At 65.1% G+C, this 23,532-nt stretch carries 23 protein-coding genes; 21 read left to right on the forward strand and 2 right to left on the reverse strand.

Annotated elements, in window-relative coordinates:
- Window positions 1–57 precede the first annotated feature (57 nt).
- The 8 genes from KO539_RS18365 to KO539_RS18400 are packed head-to-tail and all read left to right on the forward strand — an operon-like array spanning window position 58 to window position 7,838.
- On the forward strand, window positions 58–618 hold the full coding sequence (locus KO539_RS18365) for a prepilin peptidase (RefSeq protein WP_219310842.1): 561 nt from the start codon (window positions 58–60) through the stop codon (window positions 616–618).
- Window positions 619–660: 42 nt separating this feature from the next.
- Complete coding sequence (gene cpaB, locus KO539_RS18370; protein WP_219310843.1) at window positions 661–1,494, forward strand: Flp pilus assembly protein CpaB; 834 nt, start codon at window positions 661–663, stop codon at window positions 1,492–1,494.
- 31 nt (window positions 1,495–1,525) lie between these two features.
- Window positions 1,526–3,031, forward strand: coding sequence for a type II and III secretion system protein family protein (locus KO539_RS18375; protein WP_219310844.1), 1,506 nt, complete (start codon window positions 1,526–1,528; stop codon window positions 3,029–3,031).
- A 9-nt stretch (window positions 3,032–3,040) separates the two neighbouring features.
- Entirely contained in the window at window positions 3,041–3,313 is a 273-nt protein-coding gene (locus KO539_RS18380) for a hypothetical protein (RefSeq protein ID WP_219310845.1), read from the forward strand.
- Window positions 3,314–3,350: 37 nt separating this feature from the next.
- Complete coding sequence (locus KO539_RS18385; RefSeq protein WP_219310846.1) at window positions 3,351–4,511, forward strand: AAA family ATPase; 1,161 nt, start codon at window positions 3,351–3,353, stop codon at window positions 4,509–4,511.
- Window positions 4,512–4,560: 49 nt separating this feature from the next.
- Complete coding sequence (locus tag KO539_RS18390) at window positions 4,561–5,907, forward strand: CpaF family protein (protein ID WP_099402623.1); 1,347 nt, start codon at window positions 4,561–4,563, stop codon at window positions 5,905–5,907.
- Between the two features lie 5 nt (window positions 5,908–5,912).
- On the forward strand, window positions 5,913–6,881 hold the full coding sequence (locus tag KO539_RS18395) for a type II secretion system F family protein (protein ID WP_176389497.1): 969 nt from the start codon (window positions 5,913–5,915) through the stop codon (window positions 6,879–6,881).
- Between the two features lie 18 nt (window positions 6,882–6,899).
- Window positions 6,900–7,838: a type II secretion system F family protein gene (locus KO539_RS18400; protein ID WP_257626348.1), complete on the forward strand. Its 939-nt coding sequence runs from the start codon at window positions 6,900–6,902 to the stop codon at window positions 7,836–7,838.
- Window positions 7,839–7,902: 64 nt separating this feature from the next.
- On the opposite strand, the gene KO539_RS18405 is transcribed toward KO539_RS18400, so the two are convergent.
- A complete protein-coding gene (locus tag KO539_RS18405; RefSeq protein ID WP_035826389.1) occupies window positions 7,903–8,685 on the reverse strand; it encodes an inositol monophosphatase family protein in 783 nt (260 codons plus the stop codon).
- 195 nt (window positions 8,686–8,880) lie between these two features.
- Between KO539_RS18405 and KO539_RS18410 the strand changes: the two genes are divergently transcribed.
- The 13 genes from KO539_RS18410 to KO539_RS30275 all read left to right on the forward strand — a co-directional run bounded on the left by KO539_RS18410 (window position 8,881) and on the right by KO539_RS30275 (window position 22,818).
- Complete coding sequence (locus tag KO539_RS18410) at window positions 8,881–9,645, forward strand: RNA methyltransferase (RefSeq protein ID WP_099402625.1); 765 nt, start codon at window positions 8,881–8,883, stop codon at window positions 9,643–9,645.
- The gene (locus tag KO539_RS18415; RefSeq protein WP_219310847.1) at window positions 9,642–10,544 is read left to right on the forward strand and encodes a LysR substrate-binding domain-containing protein; all 903 of its coding nucleotides are present in this window, start codon (window positions 9,642–9,644) and stop codon (window positions 10,542–10,544) included. The genes KO539_RS18410 and KO539_RS18415 overlap by 4 nt, the downstream gene beginning before the upstream one ends.
- A 91-nt stretch (window positions 10,545–10,635) precedes the next feature.
- Window positions 10,636–11,220, forward strand: coding sequence for an MFS transporter (locus tag KO539_RS18420; protein WP_219310848.1), 585 nt, complete (start codon window positions 10,636–10,638; stop codon window positions 11,218–11,220).
- A 39-nt stretch (window positions 11,221–11,259) separates the two neighbouring features.
- Complete coding sequence (locus KO539_RS18425; RefSeq protein WP_219310849.1) at window positions 11,260–11,832, forward strand: hypothetical protein; 573 nt, start codon at window positions 11,260–11,262, stop codon at window positions 11,830–11,832.
- Window positions 11,833–11,904: 72 nt separating this feature from the next.
- Window positions 11,905–12,432: a hypothetical protein gene (locus KO539_RS18430; RefSeq protein WP_219310850.1), complete on the forward strand. Its 528-nt coding sequence runs from the start codon at window positions 11,905–11,907 to the stop codon at window positions 12,430–12,432.
- Window positions 12,433–12,439: 7 nt separating this feature from the next.
- Window positions 12,440–14,080 (forward strand): GMC family oxidoreductase, encoded by a 1,641-nt coding sequence (locus KO539_RS18435; protein WP_219310851.1) that lies wholly within the window; start codon window positions 12,440–12,442, stop codon window positions 14,078–14,080.
- A complete protein-coding gene (locus KO539_RS18440) occupies window positions 14,077–15,033 on the forward strand; it encodes a triacylglycerol lipase (RefSeq protein ID WP_219310852.1) in 957 nt (318 codons plus the stop codon). The genes KO539_RS18435 and KO539_RS18440 overlap by 4 nt, the downstream gene beginning before the upstream one ends.
- A gap of 302 nt (window positions 15,034–15,335) precedes the next feature.
- Entirely contained in the window at window positions 15,336–18,974 is a 3,639-nt protein-coding gene (locus tag KO539_RS18445; RefSeq protein WP_219310853.1) for an EAL domain-containing protein, read from the forward strand.
- 150 nt (window positions 18,975–19,124) lie between these two features.
- The gene (locus tag KO539_RS18450; RefSeq protein ID WP_219310854.1) at window positions 19,125–19,730 is read left to right on the forward strand and encodes a phasin family protein; all 606 of its coding nucleotides are present in this window, start codon (window positions 19,125–19,127) and stop codon (window positions 19,728–19,730) included.
- Between the two features lie 138 nt (window positions 19,731–19,868).
- Window positions 19,869–20,540 (forward strand): TetR/AcrR family transcriptional regulator, encoded by a 672-nt coding sequence (locus KO539_RS18455; protein WP_034758777.1) that lies wholly within the window; start codon window positions 19,869–19,871, stop codon window positions 20,538–20,540.
- A gap of 41 nt (window positions 20,541–20,581) precedes the next feature.
- Complete coding sequence (locus tag KO539_RS18460; protein ID WP_219310855.1) at window positions 20,582–21,355, forward strand: hypothetical protein; 774 nt, start codon at window positions 20,582–20,584, stop codon at window positions 21,353–21,355.
- A gap of 11 nt (window positions 21,356–21,366) precedes the next feature.
- Window positions 21,367–21,912, forward strand: coding sequence for a TIGR00730 family Rossman fold protein (locus KO539_RS18465; protein ID WP_035828900.1), 546 nt, complete (start codon window positions 21,367–21,369; stop codon window positions 21,910–21,912).
- Between the two features lie 312 nt (window positions 21,913–22,224).
- Window positions 22,225–22,818 (forward strand): PEP-CTERM sorting domain-containing protein, encoded by a 594-nt coding sequence (locus tag KO539_RS30275; RefSeq protein ID WP_257626355.1) that lies wholly within the window; start codon window positions 22,225–22,227, stop codon window positions 22,816–22,818.
- Between the two features lie 111 nt (window positions 22,819–22,929).
- Here KO539_RS30275 and KO539_RS18475 read toward each other — a convergent pair whose 3' ends face one another.
- A complete protein-coding gene (locus KO539_RS18475) occupies window positions 22,930–23,442 on the reverse strand; it encodes a YgjP-like metallopeptidase domain-containing protein (protein ID WP_099402635.1) in 513 nt (170 codons plus the stop codon).
- Window positions 23,443–23,532: the final 90 nt, after the last annotated feature.

Raw genomic sequence — 23,532 nt, forward strand, 5'->3', positions numbered from 1 at the left:
GACTTCCCGCCCAACGATGCGCATGCTGTCATGCGCTCGGCTTGCATCAGGTACACGATGGACCCTCATTCTTTCTGGACGTTCAGCCCCGCCATAGTCCTGTGGGGGCTGCTTGCCGCGGCTGTCTGGCATGACGTGCGCCGCCGGCGCATTCCCAACCGGCTGGTGTTTGCCGGCGCCGTGCTGGGCGTGCTGCTCAACAGCCTGGCCTTGCCCGGGGTAACGCCGGCCGGACCGTGGCTGGCGCTGGGCGGCCTGGCCGCCGGCCTGGGCTTGCTGTTGCCCATGCATGCGCTGAAGGCGCTGGGCGCGGGCGACGTCAAGCTGATGGCGATGGTGGGAGCGTTTCTGGGGCCCCGCGCCACCGTGTTTGCCGTGCTGTGCAGCCTGCTCGCCGGCGGCGTGCTGGCGCTGGTCGTGGCCTTGTACCAGGGCACGCTGCGCCAGTCGCTGGTCAATGCCCGCCAGTTGCTGCTGCAAGGCTGGCTGCGCGCCGCGGCGGGCGAGGCGCCGCAGCTTGACGCGCCCGCCGCGCCGGGCGGCAACTTGCCGTATGCGATTGCCATTGCCGCCGGCACCGCCATCTGGCTGGCCATGGCGGCCGGCGGCCAGGCATGACGCGTCCGTCCGGAAACCCCAGTTTTACCAAGAGGAAAAACAATGAGAAATAGCCGCGTTGCGATCGTGCTGCTGCTGGCGTTGCTGATGGCGGGGGGCGCCGTGCTGGCGGCCGCGCGCTGGATGTCAGGGCAGGGCGCGCCAGCCAGCCAGACGGTGATGGTCGCGCTGGTCGATATCGGCGTGGGCGCGAAGGTGACGCCGGCCATGCTGCGCGGCATGGACTGGCCGGCCGGCGCCATGCCGCCCGGAGCATTTGGCGAGGCCGGCCCGCTCGACGGGCGCATCACGCGTAGCGCCGTCAGCAAGGGCGAGCCTGTGCTGGAAAGCAAACTCGCGCCGCCCGGCGCCACGGGCGGCCTGTCGGCCATCGTGGCGGCCGGCAAGCGCGCCATGACCGTGCGCGTCAATGACGTGGTGGGCGTGGCCGGCTTCGCCCTGCCGGGCAATTTCGTCGACATTCTCGTGCATACGCAGGATGACCGCGCCAGGCAGGCGGGCGGCGAGCCGCTGGCCATTTCCAAGATCGTGCTTGAACGCATACTCGTGCTGGCCGTGGCGCAGGAGTCGGGCCGCGACGACAACAAGCCCAAGGTGGTCAACGCCGTGACCCTGGAGCTGACGCCGGAGCAGGTGGAAAAGCTGGACCTGGCGCGCAGCGTGGGCAGCCTGTCGCTGGTGCTGCGCAACCAGGTCGATCCGGAACCCGTCAACACGGGCGGCGCCACCAAGGAGTCGCTGCTGGAACTGAAGGCGCTGGCCCCGGCGGCCGCGCCCGTGCGCGCGGCGCGGCGCCAACCGGCCCCGGCACGCGCCGCCGCGCGCGACAGCATCACCGTCATCAAGGGCATGGATACGAGCGTCCAGCAATTTTAAAAATCAGCAGGCAAGCGAGCAAGGATGATCGATGAACACATTTCGTAAGCACGCCACGAGTGCGGGCATGCGCCTGGCCCTGGCGGCAGGACTGGCCTGGCCAGCCATCGCCATCGCGGCGGCGCCGGCCAGGCAAGCCGTCATGTCGCCGGTGGCGGCGCCGGCCATGTCGCTGGGCGCCGATATCGCCCGACTGGGCGAGCCCGTGCGCATCGCCGTGGGCAAGTCCACCTTGCGCAAGCTGAGCTTGCCGGTGTCGCAGATCGCCGTCAACGATGCGAGGGTGGCCGGCGCCAGGATGCTGGGCTCGTCCAGCCAGCTGTTCGTCTGGGGCCTGGCCCCGGGCAGCACCAATCTGATCCTGTGGGACCGGCAGCAGCGCCCCGTGATCGTCGATATTGAAGTCGAGATCGACGTCGAAGGCTTGCAGGCACAGCTGGCCTATGTCTTTCCTGGCGAGCGCGCCGTCAAGGCCGGTGCGGCCGGCGGCAGCATCGTGCTGTCGGGGCAGGTGAGCGACGGCGTCAAGGCCAGCCAGATCCTCGAGATGGCGCAAGCCTATGCGCAGCGCGGCGTGGGCGAGGCGGCTGCATCTTCCGCGCCTGTCGACGCCGCCGCCAGTGCGGGCGGGGGCGTCAAGGTCATCAATATGCTGACGATCGCGGCGCCGCAACAGGTGATGCTGGAAGTGAAGATCGCCGAAGTGTCGAAGACCCTCGTCGACCAGCTCGGTGCCAGCGTGGGCCTCAGCGGCACGCGCGGCAACTGGAGCTACGGCCTGCTGTCGAACCTGCTCAGCGGCAACCCCAGCCAGCTGGGCGCCGTGCACGGCAAGAATGGCAACGGGCTGACGCTCGATGCGCAAAAGCGCGACGGTCTGGTCAAGGTGCTGGCCGAGCCGAACATCATGGCCATCAGCGGCCAGGAAGCCAGTTTCCTGGCGGGCGGCAAGATTTTCATTCCGGTCGCGCAAGACAGCACGACCAACAAGATCACGCTGGAGGAAAAGGAATTCGGCATCGCCGTCAAGTTCACGCCCACCGTGCTGGAAGGCGGACGCATCAACCTGAAGGTGGCGCCGGAAGTGTCGGAGCTGAACCGCGAAGGCATCGGCATCACCACCGGCGGGGGCGCCGCCGCCAACGCGGTGCTGCCGGCCTTTACCACGCGGCGCACCACCACGACGGTGCAGCTGTTCGATGGCCAGAGTTTTGCCGTTGGCGGCTTGATCAAGAACAATGTGACGACCAACATCAAGGCCTTGCCCTTCCTGGGCGAGATTCCCGTGCTGGGCGCGCTGTTCCGCAGCAGCGATTTTCAGACTGACCGGACCGAGCTGGTGTTCATCATCACGCCGCACCTGGTCAAGCCGCTCGACACCGCCGATGGCGCCGATATCGTGCTGCCGACCGACGCCTATGTGGCGCCGAGCCGCGGCGAGTTCTTCTTGCAGGGAAAAATGGAAGGCGCCGCCGCGCCACGGCCACGCCAGGAAGCGGCCGCGCAGACACCGGCGCCCGGTCCGGACACTCAATAGGAGCACATCATGCAGCATTCTTTTTACTTTCCCGTGCTGCTGGCCGCGCTGGCCGCCAGCGGCTGCGCCGCCACGCCGAACCTGGACCGCCAGTTCGGCCACAGCGTCGCGCAGCTGCGCGCGCGGCAAGTGCTGTCGCCGCAGGCGGGCGCGAACCGCGACCCCGTGGCCGGCATCGATGGCAAGGCCGCCCAGGCCGCCTACGCGGCGTACCAGAAAAGCTTTGCCGCGCCCGCGCCGCAAGGGGCCGCCTTTACCATCGGTGTCGGGACGCGTCCGTGAACCTGGCACCGTCACCACAGAATCAGCAAGGCATATCGTGAAAATCGCCATCCATTCCAGGGATGAAAAAACCCTGTCCGAACTGGGACGGTTGCTGCGCAGCCGCAACCGGCTCGACGAGATCAGCGCCGGCGGCGACTCGCTCGAACCGCTGCTGGCGGCGCAGTCGCTGCCCGACGTGCTGATCTTCGACCGCCCATCGAACGAGGGCGCCGACCTGGCCGCCATCGAGCGCCTCAGCAACCTGCATCCGCGCATGGCCTTCATCGTGCTGTGCCACCAGCAGGCGCCCGAGTTCCTGCTGCAGGCCATGCGCGCGGGCGTGCGCGACGTGCTGCCATTTCCCGCCGCGCCGGCCAGCCTGCATGCGGCGCTCGAACGCATCGAGGAAAAGCTGGAGCGGCGCGAGCATGGCAACGGCAAGGTGCTCGCCTTCATTTCCTGCAAGGGCGGCAGCGGCGCCACCTTCATTGCCAGCAACCTCGGTTATGCGCTGGCCGCCGGCGGCCAGCAGCGCGTTGCGCTGATCGACATGAACCTGCATTTTGGCGACGCCTCGCTCTTCGTTTCCGAGAACAAACCGCTGGCCACCCTGTCCGACGTCACGCGCGACATCCACCGGCTCGACTCCTCGTTCCTCGGGTCGAGCATGCTGCACATCCTGCCCAACTACAGCGTGCTGGCCGCGCCCGAGGATCCAGCCCACGCCAGTGAAGTGGCGCCCGAGCACATCGACGCCATCATCCGGCAAGCGAGGCGCCAGTACGATTTCATCGTGCTCGACGTGGGCCGCAACCTCGACGCCGTCAGCGTGCGCGCGCTCGACCATGCCGACATGATCTTTCCCGTGCTGCAGGCGACCTTGCCGTACATCCGCGACGGCAAGCGCTTGCTGGGCATGTTCCGCTCGCTCGAATACGCGAAGGAAAAGGTGCACATCATCGTCAACCGCCACGACAAGGGCGGCGAAATCCGCCTGCGCGACCTGGAAGCGGCGTATGGCACGGCTGTCTACCGCACGGTGCCGAATCACTACGCTTCGGCGGCCGCCTCGGTCAACCAGGGCATGCCGATTTTACAGCTCGACAAGGCCAGCCCGATCACCCGCTCGCTGCAGGAGTTCGCCGCCAGCCTGGCCGGCGGCGCGGCCAGCACGGCGCGCCAGGGCTGGCTGGGCCGTGTTCTGCGGCGCGCCTGATTCACCTTTTAAACAGGAGCATTTCATGGCTAGTTCCCCCACCGCCGCCTTGTCCATCCGCGAACGGCTCGGCAGCGCCAAGATCGCCGCGCTCGCGCCGCAACGCGCGGCCGCCATCGACAACCACGGCTACCGCGACCTCAAGCTGCGCATCCATGGACTGCTGCTGGAAAGAGTCGACCTGGAAAGCATGCAGCGCCTGTCGCAGGAGCGCATCCGCGAAGAATTGCGCGGCCTGGTCGAGCGCCTGCTGGACGAAGAGGCGGTGGTCATCAACGACGCCGAGCGCCGGAGCCTGACGCGCGACATCCAACACGAGATGCTGGGCTTCGGACCGCTCGAAACTTTGCTGTCGGACGCCAGCGTGTCGGATATCCTCGTCAACGGCCACAAGCAGGTGTATGTGGAACGCGGCGGCCGGCTGGAGCTGACCGACATCTGCTTCGACGATGACGCCCACCTGATGAAAATCATCGACAAGATCGTCTCGCGCGTGGGCCGGCGCATCGACGAATCGAGTCCCATGGTCGATGCGCGCCTGCCCGACGGTTCGCGCGTCAACGCCATCATCCCGCCGCTGGCCATCGACGGCCCCGTGATGTCGATCCGGCGTTTCTCCGTCGATCCGCTGCGCCTGGCCGACCTGGTCGCCTACCGCAGCATGACGGCCGAGATGGCCGAGGTGCTGCAGGGCCTGGGCAAGGCGAAGATGAACATCCTCATTTCCGGCGGCACGGGCAGCGGCAAGACGACCATGCTCAACGTGATTTCCGGCTTCATCGGCCATACGGAACGCATCGTCACGGTGGAAGACGCGGCCGAGCTGCAATTGCAGCAGCCGCACGTGGTGCGCCTGGAAACGCGGCCCGCGAATATCGAGGGCAAGGGCGAGGTGAGCCAGCGCGCGCTGGTGCGCAATGCGTTGCGCATGCGTCCGGACCGCATCATCCTGGGGGAAGTGCGCGGCGCCGAGGCGCTCGACATGCTGGGTGCGATGAACACGGGCCACGAAGGCTCGATGGCCACCATCCACGCCAATACGCCGCGCGACGCCATCACGCGGCTGGAAAACATGATCAGCATGGCGGCGGCGAATTTGCCCAGCAAGGCCATCCGGCAGCAGATCAGCTCGGCCGTGTCGGTGGTGGTGCAAGTGTCGCGCCTGATCGACGGCAAGCGCAAGGTCACGTCGATCCAGGAAATCACGGGCATGGAAGGAGAGGTCATCACGATGCAGGAAATCTTCAGCTTCAGGCAGACGGGCGTGGCAGAGGGCGGCGCGGTGGTCGGGCATTTCTCGGCCAGCGGCATCCGCCCGCGTTTCCTCGAACGCCTGAACAGCTTTGGCATCGGCGTCTCGGCCGCCCTGTTCGAGCCCACGGCGGCGGGGCGCTGACCGCCATGCTTTCCTACCTTGTTTATGTGTTCCTCTTCCTGGCCGTCCTGCTGCTGGTGGCGGGCGCCTGGCTGGCGTGGCAAGCGGCGCGGGGGCCGGGCGCGGCGCGGGTGGCGCGGCGCTTGCAGTCCATGTATACGGCCAGCGATGGCGAACAGGCGCTGTCGATCACCAAGCAGCGCCCGCTGAGCGTCTATCCCTTCCTGCAAGGCGTGCTGGAAGGCTTGCCCGGCGCGCGGCGCGTCGAGCAACTGCTGCTGCAGGCGGGCATGCGCTGGCTGGTGGCCGGCTTTCTCGGCTATTGCGCACTGGGCGCGACGGTTGGCTTGCTGCTGGCCAGCGCGCTGCCGCTGCCATGGTATGTGCGCCTGGGCTTGGGCGCGGGCGGCGCCGCGCTGCCGTATCTGCTGGCGCGCCGCGCCAGGAGCCGGCGGCTGGTGCGCATCGAGCAGCAGTTGCCGGACGCGCTCGACCTGATGGGCCGCGCCATGCGCGCCGGCCATGCCTTTCCCACCGCGCTGAAAATGGTGGGCGAGGAGATGACGGGGCCGCTGGCCGACGAGTTCCGCGCCGTGTTCGACGAAGTCAGTTTTGGCGTGGCGATGGCCGATGCGCTGGGCAACCTGGCCGCGCGCGTGCCCAGCACGGACTTGCGCTATTTCGTCATCGCCGTGCTGATCCAGCGCGAAACGGGCGGCAACCTGACTGAATTGCTGGGCAGCATCAGCGCCATCATCCGCGACCGATTGAAACTGCTGGGCCAGGTGCGCGTGCTGTCGGCCGAAGGGCGCATGTCGGCCTGGGTGCTGGGCTTGCTGCCGTTTGGCGCGGCGCTGATGATGCACGTGATGAATCCGCAGTTCATTGCCGTGCTGTACACGGATGCGGGCGGGCGCAAGATGGTCGGCGTGGCGCTGGGCTTGCTGATGGTTGGCGTGCTCGGCATCCGAAAAATTATCCATATCCGGGTGTGACATGAAAGAAAAGACACGATGAGCGGCATGAGTGCGGCGCAGTTGGCTTTGCTGGGCCTGCTGTTCCTGATTGTTTTCGCGCTGGCCGTGCTGGTGCTGCGCCTGTTCGCCGGCAGTGCCGTGCAGGAGCGGCTGCAGGCGCTCGGCGATGCCGCCGCCGGCGACCGCGAGCGCCATGCCAGGCGGCGCTGGGTGGCGCACGCCGTCAGCCTGACGCGCCCGCTGGCCAGGCTGTCGCTGCCGGACGAGGGCTGGGAACGTTCGCCCATCCGCAGCCGCTTCGTGCATGCCGGCTGGCGCAGCCAGGCCGCGCCGGCCCTGTTTTATGCGGCCAAGACGGGCCTGTTCGTGGGCTTGCCGCTGCTGCTGTATTTTCTGCTGCGCCAGGGCGGGCACAATATGCCGTTGTGGCTGCTCGCGGCGGCCGCCCTTGGCTATTACCTGCCCAATGTCTGGCTGTCGCACTGCCTGAAACAGCGTCAGCGCGAAGTGTTCGAAACCTTTCCCGATGCGCTCGACCTGATGACGGTGTGCGTCGAGGCGGGGCTGGCGATGGATGCGGCGCTGGCGCGCGTGGCGCAGGAAATCGGCCTGAAAAGCGCGGTCCTGGCCGAAGAGCTGCAACTGGTGACGCTGGAGCTGCGCGCCGGCAGCGCCAAGGACAAGGCCTTGCGCAACCTGGCCCTGCGCACGGGCGTGGAAGACGTCGATGCGTTGGTGACCTTGCTGATCCAGGCCGAGCGCTTCGGCACGAGCATCGCCGCGTCGCTGCGCGTGCAGTCCGACCAGCTGCGCACCAAGCGGCGCCAGCGCGCCGAAGAAACGGCGGCCAGGATCGCCCTCAAGCTGCTGTTCCCGCTGATCTTTTTCATCTTCCCGTCGCTGATGGTCGTGCTGATGGGCCCGGCGTTCCTGCAGATTTATCGCGTGCTGCTGCCGGCCATGCGCGGCAATTGAGAGGCAAAAAAAAGCTGCCGGAGTTTCCTCCGGCAGCTTCTTTACATCAGCTCTTGCCTGGCAATCAGGCGAATGGCGTCAGCAGGGTGATCATCTGGCCAAAGATCTTCGGGCTGGCGGCGATGACGTCGCCCTTGTACAGGTAGTCCGATTCGCCGCTGAACTCACCGACGATGCCGCCTGATTCCGTGATCATCAGGGCGCCGGCGGCGATATCCCAAGGCTTCAAGCCTTTTTCGTAGAAGCCGTCCAGGCGGCCGCAAGCGACGTAGGCCAGGTCCAGCGCGGCCGAGCCGGCGCGGCGCACGCCCTGGCTGCGTTCGCCCATGATTGCGTACATCTTCAGGTATTCGTCCAGCGCGCGGGCGCTGCCGGCCACGTAGCCGGTGCCCAGCAGGGCGTTCGAGATGCGGTCCAGCTTGGTGACGCGGATGCGTTTTTCGTTCAGGTAGGCGCCGGCGCCTTTAGTGGCCGTGAACAGGTCGTTGCGGACCGGATCGTAGATGACCGCTTGCGTGACGACGCCGCGATGCGCGAGGGCGATCGAGATGCAGTATTGCGGGAAGCCGTGGATAAAGTTGGTGGTGCCATCGATCGGGTCGATGATCCACTGATATTCATTCTCGTCGTGCGAGTTGGCGGAAGCTCCCGATTCCTCAGCCAGGAACGCGTGGTCCGGGTAGGCTTTGGACAGCACCTCGATGATGGCTTGTTCGGCCGCCTGGTCGACGTCGGTGACGAAATCGTTATGTTGTTTTTCCGTGACGACGACGCGGTCGAGGTCGAAAGAGGCGCGATTGATGACGGCGGCGCCGCGGCGGGCGGCTTTGATCGCCGTGTTGAGCATTGGGTGCATGTGAGCTTCCGTTAAAAGCACGCGACCGCCCAGCGTCGCCTTTCGGCGCCGGTACGATAGAGTGCAAGAATGAATTAAAGAGCGGAGCGGTGCTGAAGTGGTTAAAATCCCGGCCTGGAGTCAGCGTTTTGTGACCCCGTTTCCCGAAATTTCCTGTATCGATACCGCGCAATAGCGCTATTTTAAATGAATCTGCCCGAAATCAACACGTCTCTTTTCAAACGCCTGCGATTTATTCTTGTCGAAACTAGTCGTCCTGGCAACATTGGCGGCGTCGCGCGCGCCATGAAAACGATGGGTTTTTCCGATCTGGTGCTGGTCAATCCCCGTTTTCCCGATGCCTTGACGGATGCGGAAGCGGTGGCCTTCGCCAGCGGCGCGCAGGATATTTTGTCGGGCGCGCGCATCGTCGGCTCGATCGCCGAAGCGCTCGAAGGCTGCAATTACGCGGCCGCCGTGTCGGCCAGATTGCGCGAATTTTCGCCGCCCGTCACGGCCCCGCGCGCCATTGCCGCGCAACTTGCGGCCGGCGAAGAGCTGCACGCGGCTGTCATCTTCGGCAACGAGCGCTTCGGCTTGCCCAACGAGATCGTCGAGCAGTGCAATGTGCTGATCAACATTCCCGCCAATCCCGAGTATTCCTCGCTGAACCTGTCGCAGGCGGCGCAAGTGGTGGCCTATGAATGCCGCGTGGCGGCCCTCGGCGATGGACAAGCCGCCAGTCCCGTCGGTTTCCATGGCGACGCGGCCAGCCTGGCGCAGGTCGACGGCATGTATGCGCATCTGGAACAGGCGCTGGTGGCCATCGATTTTCTCGACGCCGACAATCCGAAAAAACTGATGCCTCGTTTAAAACGCCTGTTTTCGCGCACGGGGCTGGAAACGGAAGAAGTCAATATCCTGCGCGGCATCGCCCGGCATATCCTGGCGGTCGCCAAAAAAGGCCCATGATAGAGACCCGGCTGCTGCGCCAGTTCATCGCCGTCGCCGAGGAACTCAATTTCCGGCGCGCGGCCGAACGGCTGCACATGGCGCAGCCGCCGTTGTCGCAGGCGATATTGCGGCTGGAAGAGGCGCTCGGCTACCCTGTTTTCGAGCGCACGAACCGCAAGGTTGTCTTGACGCCCGCCGGCTGCACGTTTCTGGCCACGGCGCGCCAGGTGCTGGCCAGCCTGGAAGAGGGCGTGGCCGCTGCGCGCCGCGTGGCGCAGGGCATCGAGGGGCATTTGCGCCTGAGTTTCATCCACATCACGCCGTATGCCCACGTACTCGATGCCTTGCGCGCTTTCCGCGCCGCCTCGCCCGCCGTGCAATTCACCTTGCGCGAAGCGTCGACGCAGCAGCAGGTCGAGTGGCTGGAAAAGAACGAGGTCGATATCGCCCTGCTGCGCGCACCGGGCCGCAGCACGCTGGGCTTGCGCTTCGAGCGCCTGTCCGGCGAAGACATCGTCGTGGCGCTGCCCTTGAACCACCGCTGCGCGGGCCAGGCGCGGGTGGACCTGGCGGAGCTGGCCGGTGACGATTTCGTCGCCTCGCCGCGCGAGCTGGGCCAGGGTTTCCACGACCAGCTGGCCAGCCTGTGCCTGCACGCGGGCTTCGTGCCGCACGTGGCGCAGCAGGCGCGCCGCTTGCAAACGGTGCTGGGACTGGTGGCGGCCGGCTTCGGCGTCGCGCTGCTGCCGGCCAGCCTGGCCGCATCCAGGCCTGCCGGCGTCGTCATGCTGCCGCTGGCAAGCAGCGCGCCTGAAGCGCTGCGCCAGCTTGACCTGTACATGGCGTGGGACCCGCAACGCACGTCGCCCGTGCGCGAGCGGCTGCTGGAGCAGTTGCGACTGTCTGCCTCGCATTGAGACTTGCAAGGTCTCATTTCAAGATAAATAAGATATTTTACAGATGGTGATCCAGGGGCCAGCATGGCGTTTTGCCTGTACTGGAGCCGTCATGTCCCTTGTTTCTGTCCGCGCCGCGGCTTCCCTGCCGCCCGCCATTTATCTTCTTTCCCTGTGCAGCTTCGCCTTTGGTTTATCTGAATTCATCGCCGCCGGCCTGCTGTCTCCCATGGCGCGCGACTTGCACGCCAGCGTGGCGGCGGCCGGCGGCGCCATCGCCGCGTATGCGCTGGGGGCGGCCATCGGTGCGCCCATCCTGACGGCCATGCTGGCGCGTCGGCCCACGCGTCAGGTGCTGGTGGCCACCATGCTCGTGCTGGCCGCTGGCAGCGTGGCCATGGCGGCGGCGCCGGCACTGGGCGCGCTGCTCGGTGTGCGCTTTGCCGTGGGCCTCGCGCATGGCGTGTTCATGGCCGTCGCCTCGCATGCGGCCACCAGCCTGGTCGACCCGTCGCGCGCGGGCAGGGCGCTCTCCATCGTCTGGCTGGGCCTGACCCTGGCGCTGGCCGGCGGCGTGCCGCTGGGGACGTGGCTGGGCGCCGTCTCGTCGTGGCGCTGGGTATTTGCGGCCATCAGCGTGCTGGCCTTGTGCGGCGGCGCCGGCTTGCGCTACGCCATGCCCGCCGCGCGCCAGTAGCTTGCCGTCGTATCTGCGCTGGCCAGCCTGCGCGCCATCTTGCAGCCACCCCTGCTGCTGGCGGCCGGCGTGGCGGCGCTGGTCAGCGTGGCCACCTTCAGTTTCTTTACGTATGTGTCGCCCTTCCTGCTGCAGCTGGGCGGACTCGATGCGGGCTGGCTGGGCGCCGCCATGCTGTGCTTTGGCGCGTGCGCGATCGGCGGCAACCTGCTGGGCGGCTGGTGCGCCGATCGTCCCCACGCGCTGCGTTTCACCGTGCTGGCCCTGGCCGCGCTGGCGCTCAACTTGCTGGGCTTTTATATGTTGCGCGCCCAGCCCCTGGCCATGCTGGCCCTGTGCGGCACTTTGGGCTTGCTGTTCTTTGCCCTCGTGACCCTGTCGACCATGCGGCTGCTACGCCTGGCGCAGCAGCATTGCCCGGGCAGCGACGCCGTGGCGGCGGGCCTGAATATCGCCGCCTTCAATGCGGGGACGGCCGTTGGAGGCGCGCTCGGCGGTGCGCTGATCGTTGCTTTTGGCTTGCCCAGCATCGCCATCGGCGGCGCGCTGGCGGCGCTGCTGGCCATGCTGCTGCTGTGGTTTCAGTCGCGCAAACTAGACTCTGCGCTCTAGTTTTTGCGTTCAAACGCCCACTGCCTTTGGCGTACACTGGCCTGCAAAAGGCCGTACAAAACAAGGGGAGACATGGGGATGCAACGCAGATCGTTTCTGAAACTGGGCTTGCTTGGCGCCGGGGTGCTGGCCGCCGGCGGCGCCGCCTACCGTCTCGTGCGCGGACCGGCGCCGCCTGGCCGCTTCATGCTCGATGGCGGGGCGCGCGCGGCGCTGGCGGCCATCGTGCCAGCCATGCTGGGCAGCGCGCTGCCGCAGCAAGCCCCCGCGCGCGCCACGGCGCTCGACGGCGCCATCACCGGCGTGGACACGGCCATCCGTGGCTTGCCGCTGGCGGCGCAGCAGGAGGTGCAGGACCTGTTTGGCTTGCTGGCGCTGGCACCCGCGCGGCGCTTCGTCGCCGGCGTGCATGGCGGCTGGCTTGACGCCGATCCGGTCCAAGTAGCCGCCTTTCTGCAGTCGTGGCGCACGCACCGCCTGGCGACACTGCAGACGGCCTACCTGGCCCTGCACGACCTGATCCTCGGCGCCTGGTATGCCGATGCCGCCCACTGGGCCGCCATCGGCTATCCGGGACCGCTGCCCGAACTGAGCGCATAAGGCATCCATGAGCACATCCCCCATACCCGATCCCATCGCCATCGGCGTGGCCGCCGGCTGGAACGTCACCGACGCCAGCACATTGAGCGCCGACCGTACCCTGGAAGCGGACGTCGTCATCATCGGCAGCGGCGCCGGCGGCGGCGTGACGGCGGAAATCCTCGCGCTGGCCGGCTTGAAAGTGCTGATCGTCGAGGAGGGCGGCCTGAAGTCGTCGCAAGACTTCAAGATGCGCGAAGCGCAGGCCTATCCCGCGCTGTACCAGGAATCGGCCGCCCGCAAGACGCGCGACAAGGCGATCAATATCCTGCAGGGGCGCACCGTCGGCGGTTCGACCACCGTCAACTGGACCTCGAGTTTTCGCACGCCGCCCGGCACCCTCGAATACTGGCGCAAGCATTTCGGCTTGTCCGGCTATGGCGTCGATGCCATGGCGCCGTGGTTCGCCATGATGGAAAAGCGCCTGCACGTGAGCGACTGGGCCGCGCCGCCCAACGAAAACAACGACTTGTTGCGGCGTGGCGCGCAGGCGCTGGGCATACCCACGGCCGCCATCCGGCGCAACGTGAACGGTTGCTGGAATCTCGGCTACTGCGGCATGGGCTGCCCGACTAACGCCAAGCAGTCGATGCTGGTGACGACGATTCCCGCTGCGCTGGCGCTGGGCGCGGGCTTGCTCGTGCATGCGCGCGCCGAGCGCTTTACCTTCAAGGGCGAGCGCGTCGACAGCCTGCAGGTGACGGCGCTCGACGCGGCCGGGCAAGTGCCGACGGGCGTGCGCCTGACGCTGCGCGCCAAGCACTTTGTGCTGGCCGGCGGCGCCATCAATTCGCCGGCGCTGCTGCTGCGCTCGCAGGCGCCCGACCCGCACGGTTTGCTGGGCCGGCGCACCTTTTTGCATCCGACGGTGGTCTCGGCGGGTCTGTTCCCGCAGAGGGTCGACGCCTATGCGGGCGCGCCGCAGACGATTTATTCCGACCATTTCCTGCATGTCGCGCCCATCGATGGTCCCATCGGCTACAAGCTCGAAGCGCCGCCTTTGCACCCGCTGCTGATGGCCACCACCATGGGCGGCTTCGGCGACGAACATGCGCGCACCATGCGCGAATTCCCCCATGCGCACGCCTTGCTGGCGCTGCTGCGCGACGGCTTTCACCATGAGGCGGCGGGCGGCAGCGTTGCGATCGACGGTTTCGGCGCGCCCGTGCTCGACTATCCGCTCACGCCCTTCATCTGGGATGGCGTGCGGCGCGCGCTGCTGTCGATGGCGGAAATCCAGTTCGCCGCCGGCGCGAAAAGCGTCTATCCCGTGCATGAAATGGCCAGCCATTACACGAGCTGGGCGCAGGCGAAACAGGCCATCGGCGCCTTGCCGATGAAGGCCTTGCTGGCGCGCGTGGTGTCGGCCCACGTGATGGGCGGCTGCGCCATGTCGGACGATGCGCGCCTGGGTGTGACGGGCGCCGATGGGCGCTACCATGGCGTGCGCAACCTGTCCGTGCACGACGGTTCGCTGTTCCCCACCTCGATCGGCGCCAATCCGCAGTTGACGATCTACGCGCTGGCCGCGCGCCTGGCCAGCGGCCTGGCGCAAGCGCTGACGGGCAAGCCGGCGCCCGTGCCCGTCTCTGCTGCGACGACGGCATGATCGCGCGCATCCTCAAGTGGCTGATGCTGCTGCAAGTGCTGGCCGTGCTGGGCGTGGCGTACCTGGCCATGCAGGCGTGGGGCGTCGCCTCGCCGGCCATGGCCGTGCTGCTGGCGCTGGCCATGCTGCTGGCCGTGCGCGCGCTGATCGTCGCGCGCAATTTCTGGGAAAGCAGGCGCCTGGGCAGCCCCGTGCCGCCTGAGTACCAGCTGGGCGCCATGGGCGCCGCGCGCCTGTTTTTCGGCGAACTGCGCGCCACCATGTGGACGTCGTCATGGGGCATGCTGCGTCCGCGCCTGCATGCGGCCGACACCATCACTGGCCAGGGCTTGCCGGTGCTGCTGGTGCACGGCTATGTGTGCAACGGCGGCTACTGGACAAAGCTGAGCGGGCAACTGGCACGGGCCGGTATCGTGCACAAGGCGATCGATCTGGAACCGATCAACGGCGACATCGAGGCGTTCGTGCCGCAGGTCGAGCAAGCCATCACCGAGCTGTGCGCCCGCACGGGCAGCGACCGCGTGATTCTTGTCGCCCACAGCATGGGCGGCCTGGTGGCGCGCGCCTGGCTACGCCGGCATGGCGCGGCCCGCGTGGCCCGCATCATCACCATCGGCACGCCGCACCACGGCACGGCGCTGGCCAATCTCGCGGCGGGGACGAATGCGCGCCAGATGAGCCGTATCGATGGCGCGCCGAGCGGCTGGCTGGCGCAACTGGCCGCCAGCGAGACGCCGGAGACGCGCGCGCTGATCACGTCGATCTATTCGCATCACGACAATATCGTCGCGCCGCAATCGTCGGCACAGCTGCCCGGCGCGCGCAATCTCGCCTTCGGCGGCATCGGCCACGTGGCGCTGGCCAGCGATGCACGCGTGCTGCGTCAGCTGCTGGAAGAAATCACTATCAAGAACGAAGTCGCTCAGCCCCCTTCCTCCCCCCATTTCGCCTGACTCCTGTTGTGTTTTATCTGCATGGCAAGACTGTCTGTTTTGACTCTGCTGTTGCCTCTGTTTAACAACGCACGGGGCAGAAAATGCTGTTTTCCACTGGCGTACTGTATTAAGCTAACGTCAGAAGACAGCCGGCGAAAATTTGTTCCTGGGGCCGCTTGCGCCGTTCCGCAGGCATCCTGCGGACAGATATTTTTCTGGATGTATGGCAAGATGTTGTAGGATTGTTATGTAGATCGCGCAAACGGAAAGTTGAACGCAGGCAGAAAATGAGTCCATGCAGTTTTTATTGGGGGCGCTAATTGTCCGCACGTATCCTGATTATCGAAGATAACGCCACCAATATGGAATTGATGGTGTATTTGCTGCGCGCCTTCGGGTACACGCCGCTGGCCGCCTATGACGGCGAAGAGGGCGTGCGCATGGCACGCAGCGAATTGCCGGACTTGATCATTTGCGACGTGCATTTGCCCAAGCTCGATGGCTACGGCGTGGTGGCGGAGCTGAAGAAGGACCCGCAGCTGCGCACCATCCCGGCCCTGGCCGTGACGGCGCTGGCCATGGTGGGCGACCGCGAGCGCCTGCTCGAAGCGGGCTTCAATGGCTACATCGGCAAGCCGATCGAGCCCGACCTGTTCGTCGCGGAGCTGGAGTCTTTTTTACCCGGGGCGCCGTCGACGCCAGTTAAAAACGACATAGCCACCATCCTCATCGTCGATGATCATGTGCTGAACCGCGAGTTCCTGACCGCCCTGCTGGGCTATGGCGGCCACCGCCTGCTGGAAGCGGCGAATGGCGCCGACGCGCTGGAAATATTGCGTACCGAGCGGCCGGACCTGATCATTTCCGACATCCTCATGCCGAACATGGACGGCTACGAATTCGTCACGCGCGTGCATGCCGATCCCGCGCTGACCGAGGTGCCCATCATCTTTTATACGGCCACCTACCGCGAGCAGGAAGCGATCCTGCTGGCGCAGGCGTGCGGCGTGCGCTGGGTGCTGCCCAAACCGTCCGATCCCGAGGTCATCGTGCGCACCGTCAACGAGGCGCTGGGGCTGATGCCGCCGGCGGCCCAGGTGCCGGCGGCGCCGGGCGCGGGCGGCGGTGAGGCCCCTCCCGCCACGGGCAAGCTGGCCGGCATCGAGCACCAGGTCAGCGGCTATCTTGATGAACTCGAATCGAGCAGCCAGCAGATTTCGCAGCTGGCCAGCCAGCGCGAGGGCCAGGCCGCCATTCCCGAAGACCTGGGCGTCATGACGGAGCGCCTGTCGCGCTCGCTGTCCAGCCTGCAGGCGGTCAGCCTGCGCCTGACGGCCCTGATCGAGCTGGGCATCGAGCTGGGCGCCGAACGCGATCCGCGCGCCCTGATCGAGGCGGGCTGCAAGGTGGCGCAGAATATCTGCGTCTCCAGGTACGCCTGCATCGGCGTGCTGGAAGAGGGCGCCGAAAAGCTCAGCTATTTTTCCTCGTGCGGCGCCGAGAAAAACCTCGAGCGCATCGCCAGCGCGCCGCGCACGGGCATTTTGAACCGCTTGCTGGAGCAGCGCCAGCCCTACCGGGTCAATGGCTTGAAGGGCGATCCCGGCGCGCTGGGCCTGCCCGACACGCACCCGCCCGTGCATTCCTTCCTGGGCGTGGCCATCGCTTCGCGCGAGCGCAGCCACGGCTGGCTGTACCTGGTCGACAAGCTGGGGGCGAATGAATTTTCCGAAGTCGACGAGCGGGTCGCCGCCACCGTGGCGGCGCAGATCGCCGTCGCCTATGACAACCTGCTGCTGTACGACGAAATCAAGCGCCACCACGAGCAGCTGACCCTGGACATGGCGGCGCGCATCCGCCTCGATGAAGACTTGCGCCGCTTCCGCCTGGCGATGGATGCCACGGCCGACGCGATTTTCCTCGTCGACCGCGCCGGCATGTGCTTCGTCGACGTGAACCAGACGGCTTGCCGCATGCTCGGCTTCGAGCGCGAGGATTTCCTGCGCGTGGGGCCGGGCCGCGCGCACGAGGGAGAATCCCAGCTGGAAGAGCTGTACAACAAGCTGCTGGCCGGCGACCAGGGCGGGCCGATGACGGAATTGCAGCTGCAGCGCAAGGACGGCTCGCCCCTGTCGGTGGAAGTGCAGCGGCGCACCCTGCGCTCGGGGCAGAGCTGGATCCTGGTGGCCGTGGCGCGCGACATCACCGAGCGCAAGGATGCCGAGCAGCGCCTGATGAAGCTGGCCCATTTCGACACCTTGACGGGTTTGCCGAACCGCAGCCAGTTCTACGCTTCGCTGACCCATTCGCTGTCGCAGGCGGCGGAGCACCAATGGGCCGTGGCCGTGCTGTTCATGGATATTGACCGCTTCAAGAATATCAACGATACGCTGGGCCACACCATCGGCGACGACCTGCTGCGCCAGTTTTCCAGCCGCCTCGTCGACTGCCTGCGCGTGCGCGACACCATCGGCCGCTTCGGCGGCGATGAATTTGCCACCATCCTGGTGCTGCCCGATGGCGCCCAGCATGCCGTGGGCGTGGTCGACAAGATCCGCGAAGCGATGCGCAAGCCCTTCGACTTGCAAGGCCATGAAGTGACGGTGACGGTCAGCATCGGCATTTCCGTGTACCCGGACGACGGCGTCGATGCGGACACCCTGATTCAATATGCCGACACGGCCATGTACCGCGCCAAGGAAGCGGGCCGCGACGCCTTCCGCTTCTTCACGGCGGAAATGAATGCGCAGTCGATGGCGCGGCTGGACATGGAAAATGCCCTGCGGCGCGCCATCGACAACGAGGAATTCGTGCTGTTCTTCCAGCCCAAGGTGAACATCATCTCGGGGCGCATCAGCGGCGCCGAGGCGCTGATACGCTGGCGCCGCCCCGGCCACGGCATGGTCTCGCCGGCCCTGTTCATCCCCCTGCTGGAAGAAACGGGTCTCATCGTGCGCGTCGGTAACTGGGTGCTCGACGAAGCGTGCCGCAAGATCAGCGAGTGGGGCGCCAGCAGCATCGGGCCCGTGCACCTGTCGGTCAACGTGTCGGGCATCCAGTTTTTCGTCGGCGGCCTGGAAGAGGAGGTGCTCAAGGCGATCCGAAAATACGATATCGCGCCCGAACTGCTGGAACTGGAGCTGACGGAAAGCTCGCTCATGTCGAACGCCGAGGAAACCATCGCCGTGCTGCGTAACCTGAAGGCGCTGGGCATCCAGATTTCCATCGACGATTTCGGCACCGGCTATTCCAGCCTGGCTTACCTGAAGCGCTTCCCCATCGACAAGCTGAAGATCGACATCGCCTTCGTGCGCGAAGTGACGAGCAACCCGGACGACGCGGCCATCGTGCTGGCCATCATCAGCATGGCGCACAGCATGAAGCTGGAAGTGATCGCCGAAGGCGTGGAAAACGATGCGCAGCTGGCCTATCTGCGGCGCCACGGCTGCGACGAGATGCAGGGCTATTATTTCAGCCGCCCCGTGCCGCACGAGGAATTCGAGCAGATGCTGATGAAAGGCCAGCTGCTGCAGGCGCCCGAGGATGCGGGCAGCGAAGAGCAGCAAACCTTGCTGATCGTCGACGACGACGTCTTCATGCTCGACGTGCTCAGCGACTTCCTGGCGCAGGACGGCTACCGCATCCTGACGGCGCAGACGGCCGCCGAGGGCTTCGACATCCTGGCGCGCCACAAGGTGCAGGTGATCCTGTGCGACCAGTGCATGCCGCTCATGAGCGGCACCGAATTCATGGAGCGGGTCAAGCACCTGTGCCCCGACACCTTCCGCATCATGCTCTCGGCCTTTGCCGACCTGACGCCCATCATGGCGGCCATCAACCGCGGCGCCGTCGACCGCTTCTACACGAAACCGTGGAAAGGCGCCGTGCTGCGCGAGAATATCCGTGAAGGCTTCCGCCTGCACAAGCTGCTGCACGGCCAGGTGAAAGCGGCGGCGTAGGCGCTTGCGGTACTGGCAAGTGGCCGCCGCGTGCGCTGGCACACCTTGCGCAGCCGTTTTCCATCGAATTAGACTCCCGTCTCTAGTTTTGCTCTCTAGAATAAAACGCATCCATGAGTGGCATGGCCTTTCACATGACGGGAGCTGGCGATGGTGAAGAAATTGAAGGAACTGGCGGAAGACGCGGAATTGGCGAACGCCGTGCGCTCGTCCGCGCAGCAGATCTGGCAAGCGGGCCTCGGCGCTTTCGCCAAGGCGCAGGAAGAAGGGGGGCGCGTGTTTTCCCGGCTGGTGAAAGAAGGCACGGAATTCCAGAAGCGCGCCGAAGACAAGGTGGCCGACGTCAGCGACAGCGTCGGCAAGCTGGCCGATGGCGTGGGCAAGCAGGCCAGCGGCTCCTGGGACAAGCTGGAACAGGTGTTTGAAGAGCGCGTCGCGCGCGCCCTGGCCGCCATCGGCGTGCCCACGCAACAGGATCTCGCCGCGCTGCACGCGCAAATCGATGCCTTGAGCCGCCAAGTGGCGGCGCTGTCGGCCAAGGCTGCGCCGGCGCCCAGGCCGAAGGCTGCAGCCAGGCCCGCTGTGAAGGCGGCGCCGAAAGCCGCACCAAAAACTGCGCTGAAAACCGCGCCCAAGGCGGCCGTCGCCAAGGCCCCGGCCAAGCCGGCGGCCAGGACCGCGCCGCGCGCCGCAGCCAGGCCAACGAGCAAGCCGGTGAGCAAACCGGCGGCGAAGAAAAAAGCGCCGGCCGCCTGAGCCGGCGCCACATCCCTCCAGCCTGCGCGAGCAGGCTTTTTCTTGTCCGCGTTTTTCGCCCGCGCCTGGGGGCGGAGTGTTTCATTACAGCTATCATAGGTGGTATGCTTGAGGCAGAACACAGAGAGATTGCCCGCCATGCTACAAAAAGCACCACGCCGTACCCGCGAACGCATCCTGGAGTTGTCGCTGCGCCTGTTCAATGAGTTTGGTGAGCCGAATATCACGACGACCGTGATTGCGGAAGAGATGAACATTTCGCCCGGCAACCTGTATTACCACTTCCGTAACAAGGACGACATCGTCAACTCGATCTTCGTTCAGTTCGAGGCGGAAATCGAACGCATCCTGACCGTGCCCGACGGGCGCCGTTCGAATATCGAGGACGTCTGGCTGTATTTGCACCTGATGTTCGAACTGATCTGGCGTTACCGTTTTTTCTATCGCGACCTCAACGATTTGCTGTCGCGCAACCGCAAGCTGGAATTGCATTTCAAGCTGATCCTGGCGCACAAGATCAAGGTGGCCACGCAGCTGTGCGAAGACTTGCGCAGCGAACAGTCGCTGGAAGCTTCGGATATGGAAGTGGCCGCGATGGCGACGAATATGGTGGTCGTTGCCACCTACTGGCTGTCGTACGAGTATGTGCGCAATCCGCGCAAGTACAGCGAGCAGCAATCGATGTCCGATGCGCTGGCGCGCGGCTGCTACCAGGTGCTGTCCCTGATCGGGCCGTATTTGCGCAATGAAACGCATTTGCTGTTTCGCAAACTGTCGGAAGAGTATGTGACCAAACTCAAGAACGACTGACGCGGCTGCTGGCGCCCCGTCGTCCATTACAGGAGAGATATATGGCTTGGAAACAATTTCCTTATCCGGACGAAGCATATGTCTACACGCCGCAAACCCTGGAAGCGGCCTGGGCGCGCCTGCATGCGGGCGACGTGGAACCGTTTCCAACCCACCCTGCGCTGGTACAAGCCTGGCTGGCCTTCCATGCAGGCGACTTCGAGCGCGCCGTGAAGCTGGGCCTGGCCGTCGGCGTGCCCGGCTATGCGGTGGCGCACAAGGCGACCTGCATCTACGCCACGCACCTGGAAGTGGACGACAGCCGCAAACTCGACATGTACGAGGAGGTCGCCGAGCGCTGCGAGCGCCAGCAGAGCGAGCAACCCGGCAATCCGGCCGGCTACTACTGGCATGCCTACAGCCTGGGCCGCTATGCGCTGGGCACGTCCGTCGTCAAGGCGCTGGCACAGGGCATGGGCGCGCGCGTGCGCAACAGCCTGGACCGCACGATGACTGTAGCGCCCATGCATGCGGAAGCGCATATCGCGTTTGGGATTTATCATACGGAAATTATCGACAAGGTCGGCGCCATGATCGGCGGCCTGACTTACGGCGCCAACAAGGAAGACGGCTATCAGCATTTCAAGACGGCGCTGGCCCTGACGCCGTATTCGGCGCTGGCGCACAGCGAATACGCGCGCGCCTTGAACATGCTCGATGGAAAGAAAAAGCTGGCGGAAGCGCTGGCACTGTATGAAAAGGCGGCCGAGTGCGTGGCACTGGACGCCAAGGAACGCCTCGAAGTCGAGGCGGCGATCGATGAATTGAAAGGGTAGGGATTACTGTGATCAAGGCTTTATGTGTGTACTGCGGCGCCAACGCGGGCGTCTCGCCGGACTATGCCGTGGCGGCGCGCGAGCTGGCGCGCGTGCTGGTGGCGGAAAATATCTCGCTCGTGTATGGCGGCGGCAAGGTGGGCCTGATGGGCGTGATCGCCGATGAAGTGCTGCGCCTGGGCGGCGAGGTGACGGGCGTGATCCCCACCCAGCTGGTCGAGCGTGAAGTGGGCCATACGGGCTTGACGCGCCAGTTCATCGTGAAGGACATGCATGAGCGCAAGGCGATGATGGCCAGCCTGTCCGACGCCTTCATCGCCATGCCGGGCGGCTATGGCACCCTGGAAGAACTGTTCGAGATGCTCACCTGGGCCCAGCTGGGTTTGCACGCCAAGCCCATCGGCTTGCTCAATGTCGACCGTTTTTATGACGGTTTGATCGCTTTCGTGCAAAACGGCAAGGAGCAGGGTTTTATCCGTCCGCAGCACGCGGCCTTCCTGAATGCCGACGCCGATCCTGCGACCCTGGTGCAGCGCCTGAAAGATTCTTCGCCGTAAAGATTCCCTGTGGAACCTTTCTCAGAGCCATGCACTGTGAAGTGCATGGCTTTTTTATTTCTGTACGGGAAAACTGATCAAGCTCAATAAACTAATTAATATAAATATGGTCAGAATATTTCTACTGAGGCATGTTTTTTTGAAAATCAAGATGCTTTTTATGCATGAATGTGTTCTACTGCACTTGTTCAAAAGACAGGCATGTCGGACACCCAGCGAGGCACCTCCCGTTTCCCGCGACGACGCCTAAGTATTGCAAGTTGCCACAACCTCGCTACTTCATCATCTTGAAAGGATGCTATTTTGAAAACCATGACCTTCCTGCGCGCGACCGCTGTCGCCGCCATTCTCGCCGCTGGCGGCGCCCACGCACAAACCACCACTATCGGCTTCGATGCGCTGGAACACCCCGGCATCCTCGGATCCGTCTTCAACTCCTACTCGGAAAGCGGTTACGATTTCGACAGCAGCTTCCTGGGCCTGTTGAGTTCTGCGCATCAGAGCAACTTCGCCTACGCTGGCTCGGCCGGCCTGGGCGCCACGCTCCTGACGACGACAACCTTGAGTCGTACCGACGGCGCCGCTTTCTCGCTGAGCTCGATCAGTCTGGCTGACTTCGTGAGCTTGCCTGGCGCCTACGACGTGACCTTCGTCGGCCATCAGGTGGGCGGCGGCACGGTGAGCCAGACCTTCAGCCTCGATGGCAGCCATACCTTCAGCGATTACACGTTTACGGGTTTTAACAACCTGCTGTCGGCATCGTGGAAGGAAGGCGCCTTGCACACCTTCCAGGTCGACAATATCGCCGCCAGCGTGAGCGCCGTGCCGGAACCTGCCACCTACGGCATGATGCTGGGCGGACTGGGCCTGCTGGCCTTCCTGCGCCGCCGCAAGAACGCCGCCTGAATCTGAACTTGCTGCCGGCCCCGCCGGCGCATACCGAACAATGCCGCCCAGTGGATACCTTGGGCGGCATTGTTTCGTGGACTTCAGGATCGGCCCGTTATGGTCAGGACTTCATGACCACAGGCGCTGGCCTGACAGGTCGAGTTGGGTCAGGTACAGGCGCACGTCGAATTCGTACTGGTGGTATTGCGGTTCCATATACGTGCACAGCTTGTAGAACGCCTTGTCATGCTGTTTTTCTTTCACATGTGCCAGTTCGTGCACGGCGATCATGCGCAGGAATTCCAGCGGCACTTCCTTGAACATGGTGGCCACGCGGATTTCATGCTTGGCCTTGAGCTTGCCACCCTGCACGCGCGAGATCGAGGTATGCAAGCCCAGCGCGTGCTGGATCACATGGATCTTGCTGTCGAACGCCACCTTGTTGATAGGCTCGGCATTGCGCAGGAATTCATTCTTCAAGTCCTGTACATACTGGTATAAAGCCTTGTCGTTGCGTACATCGTGCGCGCTCGGATAGCGTTTCAACAGGACGTCGCCTAGCTTGTCTTGCGCGATCAGTTGCTGCACTTGCGCTTGCGTTTGTTCGGAATAGGCGCTCAGGTATTTCAGGGATGGCTGCATGCGGGGAAGGGCGGGGCGGGGCGCGGAGGTGTCGGTAAGGCGAGAATGTACCATACCGCCGCGCCACGCGCTGCCCCAGCCCTTGCATGG

Source organism: Janthinobacterium sp. NKUCC06_STL (genome assembly GCF_019345455.1).
Lineage (GTDB): Bacteria > Pseudomonadota > Gammaproteobacteria > Burkholderiales > Burkholderiaceae_D > Janthinobacterium > Janthinobacterium rivuli.

What these genes read in the sequence shown, in the direction of transcription:
- KO539_RS18460 (WP_219310855.1), top strand. Translation starts at nt 20,582, where the DNA reads ATGGCTTGGAAACAATTTCCTTATCCGGACGAAGCATATGTCTACACG.
- KO539_RS18365 (WP_219310842.1), top strand. Translation starts at nt 58, where the DNA reads ATGGACCCTCATTCTTTCTGGACGTTCAGCCCCGCCATAGTCCTGTGG.
- KO539_RS18405 (WP_035826389.1), bottom strand. Translation starts at nt 8,685, where the DNA reads ATGCTCAACACGGCGATCAAAGCCGCCCGCCGCGGCGCCGCCGTCATC.
- KO539_RS18410 (WP_099402625.1), top strand. Translation starts at nt 8,881, where the DNA reads ATGAATCTGCCCGAAATCAACACGTCTCTTTTCAAACGCCTGCGATTT.
- KO539_RS18380 (WP_219310845.1), top strand. Translation starts at nt 3,041, where the DNA reads ATGCAGCATTCTTTTTACTTTCCCGTGCTGCTGGCCGCGCTGGCCGCC.
- KO539_RS18455 (WP_034758777.1), top strand. Translation starts at nt 19,869, where the DNA reads ATGCTACAAAAAGCACCACGCCGTACCCGCGAACGCATCCTGGAGTTG.
- KO539_RS18395 (WP_176389497.1), top strand. Translation starts at nt 5,913, where the DNA reads ATGCTTTCCTACCTTGTTTATGTGTTCCTCTTCCTGGCCGTCCTGCTG.
- KO539_RS18415 (WP_219310847.1), top strand. Translation starts at nt 9,642, where the DNA reads ATGATAGAGACCCGGCTGCTGCGCCAGTTCATCGCCGTCGCCGAGGAA.
- KO539_RS18475 (WP_099402635.1), bottom strand. Translation starts at nt 23,442, where the DNA reads ATGCAGCCATCCCTGAAATACCTGAGCGCCTATTCCGAACAAACGCAA.
- cpaB (WP_219310843.1), top strand. Translation starts at nt 661, where the DNA reads ATGAGAAATAGCCGCGTTGCGATCGTGCTGCTGCTGGCGTTGCTGATG.
- KO539_RS30275 (WP_257626355.1), top strand. Translation starts at nt 22,225, where the DNA reads ATGACCTTCCTGCGCGCGACCGCTGTCGCCGCCATTCTCGCCGCTGGC.
- KO539_RS18440 (WP_219310852.1), top strand. Translation starts at nt 14,077, where the DNA reads ATGATCGCGCGCATCCTCAAGTGGCTGATGCTGCTGCAAGTGCTGGCC.
- KO539_RS18400 (WP_257626348.1), top strand. Translation starts at nt 6,900, where the DNA reads ATGAGCGGCATGAGTGCGGCGCAGTTGGCTTTGCTGGGCCTGCTGTTC.
- KO539_RS18435 (WP_219310851.1), top strand. Translation starts at nt 12,440, where the DNA reads ATGAGCACATCCCCCATACCCGATCCCATCGCCATCGGCGTGGCCGCC.
- KO539_RS18375 (WP_219310844.1), top strand. Translation starts at nt 1,526, where the DNA reads ATGAACACATTTCGTAAGCACGCCACGAGTGCGGGCATGCGCCTGGCC.
- KO539_RS18450 (WP_219310854.1), top strand. Translation starts at nt 19,125, where the DNA reads ATGGTGAAGAAATTGAAGGAACTGGCGGAAGACGCGGAATTGGCGAAC.
- KO539_RS18430 (WP_219310850.1), top strand. Translation starts at nt 11,905, where the DNA reads ATGGGGATGCAACGCAGATCGTTTCTGAAACTGGGCTTGCTTGGCGCC.
- KO539_RS18420 (WP_219310848.1), top strand. Translation starts at nt 10,636, where the DNA reads ATGTCCCTTGTTTCTGTCCGCGCCGCGGCTTCCCTGCCGCCCGCCATT.